At 70.9% G+C, this 11,414-nt stretch carries 10 protein-coding genes and 1 pseudogene; 5 read left to right on the plus strand and 6 right to left on the minus strand.

The genetic code is table 11. The annotated features are described in order from the left end of the window. Positions 1-79 precede the first annotated feature (79 nt). The 5 genes from ffh to Sru01_RS36365 form a co-directional block, all read right to left on the minus strand. Positions 80-1,633 (minus strand): signal recognition particle protein, encoded by a 1,554-nt coding sequence (ffh, locus tag Sru01_RS27540; RefSeq protein ID WP_203991451.1) that lies wholly within the window; start codon positions 1,631-1,633, stop codon positions 80-82. A gap of 119 nt (positions 1,634-1,752) precedes the next feature. Further along, a complete protein-coding gene (locus Sru01_RS27545) occupies positions 1,753-2,313 on the minus strand; it encodes a GTP-binding protein (RefSeq protein ID WP_203991473.1) in 561 nt (186 codons plus the stop codon). Between the two features lie 10 nt (positions 2,314-2,323). Continuing rightward, the gene (locus tag Sru01_RS27550) at positions 2,324-2,704 is read right to left on the minus strand and encodes a DUF742 domain-containing protein (protein ID WP_203991453.1); all 381 of its coding nucleotides are present in this window, start codon (positions 2,702-2,704) and stop codon (positions 2,324-2,326) included. Between the two features lie 5 nt (positions 2,705-2,709). After that, entirely contained in the window at positions 2,710-3,132 is a 423-nt protein-coding gene (locus Sru01_RS27555; protein ID WP_275412217.1) for a roadblock/LC7 domain-containing protein, read from the minus strand. Continuing rightward, positions 3,129-6,089, minus strand: a complete 2,961-nt coding sequence (locus Sru01_RS36365) for a nitrate- and nitrite sensing domain-containing protein (protein ID WP_203991456.1) — start codon at positions 6,087-6,089, stop codon at positions 3,129-3,131. Before Sru01_RS36365 ends, Sru01_RS27555 begins: the two co-directional genes overlap by 4 nt. Before the next feature lie 615 nt (positions 6,090-6,704). Here Sru01_RS36365 and Sru01_RS27565 point away from each other — a divergent pair. The 5 genes from Sru01_RS27565 (at position 6,705) to Sru01_RS27585 (ending at position 11,200) form a co-directional block, all read left to right on the plus strand. Next, a complete protein-coding gene (locus tag Sru01_RS27565) occupies positions 6,705-7,700 on the plus strand; it encodes an ABC transporter substrate-binding protein (protein ID WP_203991459.1) in 996 nt (331 codons plus the stop codon). Further along, positions 7,697-8,467, plus strand: a complete 771-nt coding sequence (locus Sru01_RS27570) for an ABC transporter permease (RefSeq protein ID WP_203991462.1) — start codon at positions 7,697-7,699, stop codon at positions 8,465-8,467. Before Sru01_RS27565 ends, Sru01_RS27570 begins: the two co-directional genes overlap by 4 nt. Beyond that, a complete protein-coding gene (locus Sru01_RS27575; RefSeq protein ID WP_203991466.1) occupies positions 8,464-9,324 on the plus strand; it encodes an ABC transporter permease in 861 nt (286 codons plus the stop codon). The genes Sru01_RS27570 and Sru01_RS27575 overlap by 4 nt, the downstream gene beginning before the upstream one ends. Before the next feature lie 9 nt (positions 9,325-9,333). Continuing rightward, positions 9,334-10,116, plus strand: a complete 783-nt coding sequence (locus tag Sru01_RS27580) for an ABC transporter ATP-binding protein (RefSeq protein WP_203991469.1) — start codon at positions 9,334-9,336, stop codon at positions 10,114-10,116. Between the two features lie 79 nt (positions 10,117-10,195). Beyond that, positions 10,196-11,200 (plus strand): methyltransferase, encoded by a 1,005-nt coding sequence (locus Sru01_RS27585; protein ID WP_203991471.1) that lies wholly within the window; start codon positions 10,196-10,198, stop codon positions 11,198-11,200. A gap of 21 nt (positions 11,201-11,221) precedes the next feature. On the opposite strand, the pseudogene Sru01_RS27590 reads toward Sru01_RS27585, so the two are convergent. Beyond that, positions 11,222-11,414 (minus strand): annotated as a pseudogene (locus Sru01_RS27590) (ATP-binding protein); the annotation flags it as partial.

Below are 11,414 nucleotides of genomic sequence, written 5' to 3' on the forward strand. Positions count from 1 at the left end.
GAACCGGCCCGGGAGGCGCCGGCACCGGGTGGAACGGCTCGCTCCGCGCGCGGCCCGGAGGGGCGGCTCAGGGGGCGGGCTACTGCTGGCCGGGGAGGCGGAGCTTGCTGGGGTCGAAACCGGGGGGGAGTTCCAGGCCGGGCGGCAGCTTGCCACCGAGGCCGGCGAGGCCGGGCGGCAGCTGCTGTGGCGCGCTCGACCCGCCGGACGCCGCGCCGGCCTTGCCGAGGGCGGCCTTGCGCGGGTCGCCGCTGACCTTGCGGCCCTTCTTCGCCTTCTTCTGGGCGGCCTTGCCGCCCTTGCGCCCGCCCGGCATGCCGGGGATGCCCATGCCACCGGCCATCTGGCGCATCATCTTCTGCGCCTCGAAGAACCGGGTGACCATGCCGCTGACCTCGGTGACCGTCACGCCGGACCCGCGGGCGATCCGGGCCCGCCGCGAGCCGTTGATGATCTTAGGGTCCTGGCGCTCGGCGGGGGTCATCGAGCGGATGATCGCGGCGATGCGGTCGAGGTCGCGCTCGTCGACCTGGTTGATCTGATCGCGCATCTGCCCCATGCCGGGCATCATGCCGAGCAGGTTCTTGAGCGGCCCCATCTTGCGGACCATCATCATCTGCTCGAGGAAGTCGTCGAGCGTGAAGCGCTCGCCGGAGACGAGCTTGCCGGCGACCTTGGCGGCCTCCTGCTCGTCGAACGTGCGCTGCGCCTGCTCGATCAGGGTGAGGATGTCACCCATGTCCAGGATGCGGGACGCCATCCGGTCGGGGTGGAAGGCGTCGAAGTCCTCGAGCTTCTCGCCGGTCGAGGCGAACATGATCGGCCGGCCGGTGATGTGCCGCACCGAGAGCGCCGCGCCGCCGCGGGCGTCACCGTCGAGCTTGGTGAGCACCACGCCGTCGAAGCCGACCCCCTCCATGAACGCCTGCGCGGTGACGACGGCGTCCTGGCCGATCATCGCGTCGACCACGAACAGGACCTCGTCGGGGCGGACGGCGTCGCGGATGTCGGCGGCCTGCCTCATCAGCTCCTGGTCGATGCCCAGCCGGCCGGCGGTGTCGATGATCACGATGTCGTGCTGCTGGCGCCGGGCGTGCTCGACCGAGTCGCGGGCCACCGCGATCGGGTCGCCGACGCCGTTGCCCGGCTCGGGCGCGAACACCGCGACCTCAGCCCGCCCGCCGACGACCTGCAGCTGCTGGACGGCGTTCGGCCGCTGCAGGTCGGCCGCGACCAGCAGCGGCGCGTGGCCCTGCTCGCGCAGCCACCTGGCCAGCTTGCCGGCCAGGGTGGTCTTGCCCGCGCCCTGGAGGCCGGCCAGCATGATGACCGTCGGCGGCTGCTTGGCATACCTCAGGCGGCGGGTCTCGCCGCCGAGGATCTGCACCAGCTCGTCATTCACGATCTTGACGACCTGCTGGGCCGGGTTGAGCGCCTGGGAGACCTCGGCGCCCTTGGCCCGTTCCTTGACGTGGGCCACGAAGTCCTTCACGACCGGCAACGCCACATCCGCCTCCAGAAGGGCGATGCGGATCTCGCGACAGGTCGCGTCGATGTCGGCGTCGGACAGCCTCCCCTTCGACCGCAGGGAGGAGAAAACCGATGTCAGCCGGTCGGAAAGCGTCTCGAACACGTGATTGGCCAGCCTCTGCAGCTACGGGTCATCCGGGGTCGTGCGGATCGACCTCCCAGCCTATCCGCTCGGCGGGCCGCTGACGCGTGCCGAGCGGGCGGCGGGGAGGCCGGTCGCGGCTAACCCCGCCAGCCGGGCACCGAGACGCGCATGGTCAGCGCGTGCTCCACCAGGGCGATGAGCGTGCTCTTGACCGACTCCCGCTGCCGGGCGTCGGTACGCACGATCGGGATGTGCGGCGACAGGGTCAGGGCCTCGCGCACCTCCTCCTCACCGTAAGGGTGGTGCCCGTCCCAGCCGTTCAGGCCGATGACGAACGGGAGCTTGGCCTCCTCGAAGTAGTCGATGGCCGGGAAGCTGTCGGCCAGCCGGCGGGTGTCGACCAGCACGACCGCGCCGATGGCGCCGCGCACCAGGTCGTCCCACATGAACCAGAACCGGTGCTGCCCGGGCGTGCCGAACAGGTACAGGATGAGCTCGCTGTCCAGCGACACGCGGCCGAAGTCCATCGCCACGGTGGTCGTGGTCTTGCTCGGAATGAGGCCCAGGTCGTCGATGCCGGCGCTGGCGTCCGTCATGACCGCCTCGGTGGTGAGCGGCAGGATCTCCGACACCGCCCCCACGAAGGTCGTCTTGCCGACGCCGAACCCACCCGCGACGACGATCTTCGTCGATGTCAGCCCGCCGCCGCTAGAGCCTGCGAAGTCCACTGAGAACCCTTTCAAGCAAGTTGAGATCCGGCTTCCCGGCGTCCAGCTGCGGCTGGTGCAGCTGCACCAGGCCCTCGCCCGCCATGTCCGCGATCAACACCCGGGCGACGCCGAGCGGCACCCGGAGCAGCGCGGAGATCTCGGCGACGGACCGGACCTGGCGGCACAGCGTGTTGATCGCCTGGTACTCCGGGATCAGGCCGGAAATATCCTGGTGGTGCGGAATCATGGAGTGGACCAGCGTCTCCATGGCCAGATGCGTCCGCGGCGTCGATCGTCCGCCGGTGACGGTGAACGGCCGCACCGGCGACGAGGGCTCGTGGCGGTACGGGCCGAGCCCGTCCTCCCAGCCCGGACCCATGGGGGTCACCGCGGACTGGACGCCTGAAGCTCGGCGCGCACGGCAGGGGTCAGGACCTGACCGGCGCGCTCGACCATCAGCGTCATCTGGTAGGCCACCAGACCCATGTCACAGTCGGGTGCGGCGAGGACCGCGAGACAGGAGCCGTCGCTGATCGACATGATCAGCAGCAGCCCGCGCTGCATCTCCACGACGGTCTGGGTCACCGCGCCGCCCTCGAACACCCGCGAGGCCCCCTGGGTCAGGCTGATCAGCCCGGCGGCCACCGCCGCCAGCTGGTCGGCCCGGTCCTTGGGGAAACCCTCCGAATAGGCCAGCGGCAACCCGTCGGACGACACCACCACGGTGTGCGCCACCCCCGGGACGTTCCGGACGAAGTCGGTGATCAACCAGTTGACTCCGCGGGCGGCCTGGCTCAGCTCTCTCACTTGTCCTCCTTGTCGCCCTGCGTCCGCCAAAGATCGGCCTTGAACGCCACCTCGTTCTCGCTCAGCTCGCCCCGGGCGACCGCCCGGCCCTGGCGGATGCCCTGCTGGAAGCTGGACAGGCGGCTGCGTGCCCGGTCCGGCGAGAGCGCCGGCATGGCCGGGGCCGGCGACGGGGCGGCGCCGGCCGCGGCGGCACTGGCCGAGCCGGGCACCAGGTTGGCCTTGGGAACCCGCTTGGGCAGGCCGGCCGCGGTGGTGCCGTCGCGCACCGGCTCCTGGACGACGGCCGCGGCCTGCCATCCGGCGTCGGCGGGCGCCTCCCACGCGGGGGTGCTGACCGTCTGCTCCTGGTCAGGTTCCCGGTCCACCCGGCGGAACCAGGCCGATTCCACCGACGCGAAGATCGGCAGGAACTCGTCGCCGTGTTCCATGGGGTTGTTGCGGACGGCCGGGAGGGGGCCGGTGACGGCGTCCAGGTCGGAGCTGTCGTACCGGCGCGGGCGCGCGCGTCCCGCGTTGCCGGGGGTATCGCCGGTCGGCGGGCCGAACAGGCTGGGACCGGTGGGCTGTCCGGCGGGTCCGGTGGGCGGGCCGCCGAAGGCGCTCGGAGCGGGCGTGGCGAACTGGCCGGGGCCGGTGGGCGGGCCGCCGAAGGAGGCGGGGCCGGCGGCACCGCCGCCGGTGGGCGGGCCGGCGTAACCACCGCCGGTCGGCGGGCCGTCGAAGCCGCCGCCGTACCCGCCGGTGCCCGGACCGTAGGGGCCGCCCTGGACGGCCCCGCCGAAGGTGCCGGCACCGGCGGGGGTGCCGCCGAAGGCGCCCGAGCCGTTGGGCTGGCCGCCGTAGGAGCCGAAGGAGTCCGGCCCGTTGAGGCCGCCGCCGGTCGTCGGGCCGAGCGGGCCCGCCGTCGCCGGGGCGCCGAACGTGCCGGCCTCGGGGAAGGATCCGCCGAACAGGCCCGGCCCGGGGGTGTCGAACCCGGCGCCCTGGCCGGCGAAGGCCCCCTGCCCGGCGGGCTGGCCGGTACCGGACCAGGCCGATCCGCCGGCGAAGGTCGGCTGGGCCGCCGGGGCGCCGCCGGCGCCCTGGCCGGCAGGTGAGCCCATCAGGGACTCCGGCAGCAGGACCATCGCGGTGAGGCCGCCGGAGTCGTGCCGGCGCAGCTGCACCCGGATGCCGTTGCGCAGCGCGAGGCGGCCGACCACGAACAGGCCCATCCGCCGGGAGACCGACACGTCCACGACCGGCGGGTTGGCCAGGCGCCAGTTGGTCTGGGCCAGCTCCTCCTCGGTCATGCCGATGCCGGCGTCGGTGATGGAGATCATCACGCCGCCGCCGTCGATGCGGTTGGCGGACAGGGTGACCCGGGTCTCCCGCGGGGAGAAAGAGATGGCGTTCTCCACCAGCTCGGCGAGCAGGTGGATGACGTCGTTGACCGCCTGGCCGGCAAGGGTGATGCCGGCCGGGACGTTCATCGCGACGCGCTCGTAGTTCTCGACCTCCGACAGCGAGGCGCGGGTGACGTCCAGCAGCGGGACGGGCTGGCTCCAGCGGCGCGCGGGCTCCTGCCCGGCGAGGACCAGGAGGTTCTCACTGTTGCGGCGCATGCGGGTGGCCAGGTGGTCCAGGCGGAACAGGTCGCCGAGCCGCTTGTCGTCCTGCTCGCCCTGCTCCAGGCCGTCGATCAGGGCGATCTGCCGTTCCACCAGCGTCTGGGTCCGGCGGGAGAGGTTGACGAACATGGCGCTGACGTTGCTGCGCAGCTGGGCCTCGTCGCTCGCCAGGCGGATCGCCTCGCGGTGGACCTCGTCGAAGGCCCGCGCGACTTCGCCGACCTCGTCCTTGGAGGAGACGCCGATGGGCTGCACGTCGGGCGGGCCGCTGTTGCCCTCCGACTCGCGCAGCCGCTGCACCGTGTCGGGCAGGCGGCGGCCGGCGATCTCCAGCGCCTCGCGGCGCAGCCGGCGCAGCGGGATGACCAGCGAGCGGGCCATGACGGTGGTGATGACCAGCACCAGGATGATCAGCAGGGCCACGACGCCGATGTTGACCGCGGCCTGGCTCTGGTCGGTGCGGGCCAGGTCGGCGGCGCGGGCGACGATGGAGCGGCCGAGATCGCGCACGGTGTCGTGCATCTGGTCGAGCTGGAAGCCGCTGGCCTCCATCCAGGCGTCGATGGACTGGCCGACCCGCTGCTGGAACAGCGGCGTCCCCTCGTTGGTGAGGAACAGGACGCGCGCCACGATGGCGCCGGCCCGGTCGACCCGCTGGCCGGTGACCTTGTCGAAGTATTTCTGCCGCTGTTCCTGGGTCGCCCGCAGGAAGAATCCGCTCAGTTCGGTGCCCTGCTGAGCGCTGGCGGCGTTGAACGCCTTCAGGCCGTTTACGGTGAACTGCCGCTCGACCAGGGCGATGACCATGAGACCGCGCTGCCGGGCGGCCTGCTCGGCGGAGCGGGCCAGGGAGGCGAACGCGGCGCTGGAGGAGTCCAGGCCCTCATCGGTGCTGCCGCGGGCAGTCTCGTCGAGCATGGCGAGCAGGTCGTCGATGACGAGGTTGTACTTGTCCAGGACCGGCAGGGCCGGCAGGTTGGTGTTCTTGCCGACGGCCGCCTGGCGCAGCAGGGGAAGCTGGTTGATGCGGTCGACGATCGCGGTGAGCTTCTGGCGGCCGGCGTCGCCCAGCGCGGACTCGGCGGTCTCCCGGCCGTCCAGCACCTTCTGCGCGACGGCGTCCACCTCGCCCTGCTGGTCCTTGATGAGCCTGTCCTGGTTGCCGGCGCGGCCGGCCGCGACGTACCGGGCGGTGAGGTCGCGTTCGTAGTCGAGCTCGTGCACCAGGTCGTTCACGGCGATGACGAAGTCCGCCACCGTCCGGACGCGTTCGTATTCGGTGGCGCTCTGGATCGAGGACGCCACCCGGAAACCACCGAGGAGGACGGCCACCGTGGTGGGCACCAGGATGAGTGCGATGAGACGGGTACGTACCCGCCAGTTGCGCAGAGCCGACGACCTTCCGGCGGGGCGACCTGGATCCTGAGGCGCGCCCGGATCGGCAGGCGGTGGGGCTGCGTCCGGCTCGGTACGGCGACCGCTCTCGATTGTTGCTGTCCTCACTGGTCGCAACCTCTCGCCAAGCTGGTCTGTTCTTGGAGGGAAAGGCCATGTGTTCTGTGACACATGGCAAGTCAAGGGGCAATTGGAGCACAAGCCTACGAGCTAGACCAACATCTCTGGGTCTTTGGACCGGTCCAAAGCATTATTCGGTCAGGACGCCGGCGCCCTGCACTCGCGCTTTGTGCCACCTCGCCCGCCGCCCGACGTGCCATACCACCCTCCAAAAAACGGACATGTATCGGTCCAACGGACAAATATAAATAAAACACCCGTATCGACATCTTGACCATATAGGTTTAGATTTCGTGATATGGGAGCGCTTGTCGTGTCGGCTCCGATCTTCTGCGATAGGCTTCACGCTCGCCTGTCACTGGGGCCACAACCGGCCTGTCAGAGCTGCCTTCCGCAGCGCCAGTGCCCGGCACTCTTCCCCTCACAACCTAAAAGGACAGCTCGATGAGAAGTGCGCTCAGGGGTCGTACCTTTGTCGTGGGCTTGATCACCGCCCTGTCGGTGGCGGCCTGCGGCGGTTCCGACACAGGGTCCGCCGCCGCTCCCGCCGGCGAGAAGGGGCTGGAAAAGACCAAGATCGTCATCGGCGCCCTTCCCATCCCGGACTCGGCCGGCATCCACATCGCCAAGGCCAAGGGCTTTTTCCAGGCCGAGGGTCTGGATGTCCAGATCAACCCGCTGAAGAGCAGCGCCGACGCGGTCCCCGCTCTGAACGGCGGCAGCACCGACGTCATCCTCGGCAACTACTTCGCGATGATCAACGTCAGCGCCGCCAAGGTGGGCGAGTACCGCTTCATCGCCGACGCCTTCCAGGCCAAGCCCAACGTGTTCGACCTGGTGGTCCCCAAGGACTCCCCGATCACCGACATCAAGGGCCTGAAGGGCAAGAAGATCGCGGTACCGGCGAAGAACAGCATCGGCGAGCTGGCCTCCGGGAACGCGCTGCGCACCGCGGGTCTGGACCGGGAAAAGGACGTGGAGTTCATCCCCACCGCCTTCCCGGAGATGTGGGGCGCCATGACGACCGGCAAGGCCGACGCGGCCTGGCTGACCGAGCCGTTCCTCACCCAGGTGCAGCAGCAGTACGGCGCCAAGGTGCTCACCGACACCATGACCGGTGCGATGGCCGACTTCCCGATCGCCGGCTGGACGGTGACCAAGAAGTTCGCCGACGCCAACCCCAAGACCGTCGCCGCCTTCCAGCGCGCGTACGCCAAGGCCCAGCAGCTCGCCGCGACCGACCGCAAGGAGATCGAGAAGATCCTGCCGACGTACACCAAGATCCCGCCGGCGGTCATCTCCACCATCACCCTCGGGGACTTCCCGACGACGCTGAGCGCCCAGCGCATCCAGCGGGTCGCCGACCTGATGCTGGAGTACGGCTACCTCAAGGAGAAGTTCGACGTCACCCCGATGCTGGTTCCCATGCCGCAGCAATGAGAGGCCGTCGTCTGGCCCGCGGCGCCGCCGGCGTCGCGGGCTTCATGATCATAGCGGAGGTCGCCGGCCGGACCGGCCTGATCGACCCGAGCGTCGTCCCCTACATGTCCACCGTGCTCGTCGAGGCGGTGCGGCTGCCCGCCGACCCGCAGTTCGCCGAGGGCCTGGGCAAGACGCTCATGATCTGGGGAACCAGCCTGCTCATCTCGCTGCTGGTCGCGGTGCCGCTCGGCCTGCTGCTCGGCAGCCTGCCACGCGCCGACCTGGCCGCCCGCCCGCTGGTGGAGTTCCTCCGGCCGATCCCCTCGATCGCGCTGGTGCCGCTGGTCACCCTGGTGGTGCCGTTCGTCGACACCATTAAGATCATTGTAGTGGTGTTCGCGGCCACCTGGCCCCTGCTCATCAACACCATGTACGGCCTCCGAGAGGTGGACCCGGTGGCCAAGGAGACGTTGCGCAGCTTCGGGTTCGGACGGATGAGCGTGCTGGCCCGGGTCTCGTTGCCGAGCACGGCCCCGTTCGTGATGACCGGGCTGCGGCTGGCCTCCTCGGTGGCCTTCATCGTCACGGTCAGCACCGAACTGCTGTCCGGCGGCATCAGCGGCATCGGCGTCTTCATGATCACCGCGGGGGCCTCGCTGCGCACCGACCTCATCATGGCCGCCATCCTGTGGACGGGTGCGCTCGGCCTGGTGGCCAACGCCCTGCTGGTCGGCCTGCAGCGGCAGGCGTTCCGCTGGCACGCGATGAAGGCGGTGGGCGGATGACCGTCACCACGACCGGCGGCGGACCGCGCGGGACCGCCGTCTCCGCCCGGCCGGCGCCGCGCCGCGGCGCCGGCGCCCTCGGTGTCCTCGGCCGGGTGTGGCTGGCCGCGCTGGCGCTGGCCGGCTGGGAGATCGGCACCCGGCAGGCCGAATCGGTCTTCTTCCCGCCGCCGTCGGCGATCGCCGCCCGGATGTACGAGCAGTGGCTGACCGGACCGGCCGGCCGGGTGTTCCTGACCGACGAGGCGCTGGAGACCTTCGGGCCGAGCCTGGCCCGGATGCTCGGCGGCTGGCTGATCGCGTCGGTGGCCGGCGTCGCGCTCGGGCTGGCCATCGGCCGGTCGCGCGCGCTGGCCGACTATGTGGACCCGCTCATCGAGTTCGGCCGGGCGGTGCCGCCGTCCGCGCTGGTCCCGCTGTTCATGGTGCTGTTCGCCGAGGTCACCGACATGCAGCTGGCCACCGTGGTCTTCGGCGTGATCTGGCCCATCCTGATCAACACCATCGACGGGGCCCGCTACCTGGACCGGCTGCACACCGACATCGCCCAGGTCTTCCGGTTGTCCCGGGCCCAGCGGCTGTTCCGGCTCATGCTCCCCGCGGCCGCCCCGAAGATCGTCGCCGGACTGCGGCTCGGCCTGTCACTGTCGATCATCCTGATGGTCGTGTCCGAGCTGGTGGGCAGCACCAACGGGTTCGGCTACGAGCTCCTGGACTCCCAGTCGCTCATGGACATGACCCGGTTGTGGGGGATCATCGTGGTCCTCGGCATCCTCGGCTACGTGCTCAACACGACGTTCCTCGCCGTGGAGCGGCGCGTGCTCTCCTGGCACCGGCAAGCCCAGCAGACTACCTGAGGAATCACCGTGCTCGATGTCGTCAACCTGAGCCATACCTACGGGACGGGCCCCAAGGCCCACCACGCCCTCGGCGGGATCGATCTGCGGGTCGCCGAAGGCGAGCTGGTGTGCGTCGTCGGCCCGTCCGGCGCCGGCAAGTCCACGTTGCTGCGGTCGATCGCCGGCCTGCTCACCCCGACCGGCGGTCAGATCCGCGTCAACGACACCGAGGTGGCCGGGACCCCTGGTGACCTGGCGGTGGTCTTCCAGGATTACTCGCGCTCGCTGTTCCCCTGGGTGACGGTCGGCGACAACGTGGCCCTGCCGCTGCGCCGCCGCGGCAAGGACAAGGCGGCCCGGCGCGCCGCGGCGGCCGAGGCCCTCGCCGAGGTGGGCCTTTCCGGCGCGGCCGGCAAGTACCCGTGGGAGCTGTCCGGCGGTATGCAGCAGCGGGTGGCGATCGCCCGCGCGCTGGCCTACCGGCCCGCGCTGCTGCTCATGGACGAGCCGTTCGGGTCGGTGGACGCCCAGACGCGCGAGGACCTGGAGGACCTGGTGCTGAAGGTACGCGACCACCACCGGATGACCGTGCTGCTGATCACGCACGACATCGACGAGAGCGTCTACCTGGGCGACCGGGTCGTGGTGCTGACCAAGGCCCCGGCGACGATCGCGGGCGAGCTGAAGGTGGACCTGCCCTCGCCCCGCGATCAGATCGCCACCCGCGAGCATCCGGCGTTCGTGCACCTGCGCGCCGAGGTCGGCCGGCTGGTGCGCGGCCGCGACGAGCACGCGCCCGCGCGTCCCTGAACGACCCGGCGGCTCCGGCTCCCCGCCGCTCCCGTGGCGGGCCGGCCGCGCGTGGTCTCGTGAAATCACTGGAGGAGAGATGACCGATCCCGGAACGCTGGTCTGGGATGCGATCCGCGGCGGCGCCCGGCTGGCCGCGATCAGGACGATGGTCGAGCTGGAATGCGCCGAACACCTGCGCGACGGCCCGCTGGCGGTCGCCGAGCTGGCCGAGCGGTGTGGTGCCCACGCCCCCTCGCTGGCCCGGGTGCTGCGCACGCTGGCGTCCATGGGGCTGCTGGAGAGCGCCGGCGCGGACCGGTACGCGCTCACCCCGGAGGGCGCCACGCTGGACCGGGAGGCGCCGCTGTCGATGCGCAGCGCGGTGACCGTCACCACCGACGAGTGCATGATGTACGCGCTGTCGTCGCTCACCGAGACGGTGCGCACCGGCCGGTCGGCGTTCGTCGAGCGGTACGGCGTCCTTTACGAGCACCTGTCGCGCAACCCGGAGTTCGGGCAGGAGTTCAACGACTACATGACCAACCGCGCGGTGCCCATGGCGCGCGGAGTGGCCGAGCGCTATGACTTCACCGGCGTCGAGACGCTGGTCGACGTGGGCGGCGGGCGCGGGCACATCCTGGCGGCGGCGCTGCGGGCCAACCCGCACCTGCGCGGCGTGCTGTACGACCTGGCGCACGTCGTCCCGGACGCGCGGGAGGCGTTCACCTCCTGGGGGCTGGCCGACCGGTGCGAATTCGTGGCCGGCGACTTCTTCGCCTCGGCCCCGCGGGGGGCGGACGCCTACCTGCTGGGCAGTGTGATCCACAACTGGGACGACACCGACGCGCTGCGCATCCTCACCAACGTGCGGGCGGCGATGCGGGAGGACGGCCGGGTGCTGCTGGTGGAGATCGTGCTGCCCGACGACGACTCCCCGCACTTCGGCAAGGATCTGGACCTGCGGATGCTGGGCATCTTCGGGCAGGGTCGCGAGCGCAGCCGCGGCGAGTACGCCGTGCTGCTGGAGAAGGCCGGGCTGGGCATCCGCCAGGTGGTCGGACTGCCGTTCAACGCCAGCCTGATCGAGGCCACGGCGGTCTGACCCGCCGGGGGCGGCCGGAGGTCAGCGGCCGCCCCAGCCGGGGACCGCGACGCGCATGGTCAGGGCGTGCTCCACCAGCGTGATGAGCGTGTTCTTCACCGAGTCGCGGTGGCGCGCGTCGGTCCGCACCAGCGGGATGTGCGGGGCCAGGGTGAGGGCCTCGCGCACCTCCTCGTCCCGGTGCGGGTAACTTCCGTCCCAGCCGTTGATGCCG

Origin of the sequence: Sphaerisporangium rufum, from assembly GCF_016863395.1 — a bacterium.
GTDB classification, from domain to species: Bacteria; Actinomycetota; Actinomycetes; order Streptosporangiales; family Streptosporangiaceae; genus Sphaerisporangium; species Sphaerisporangium rufum.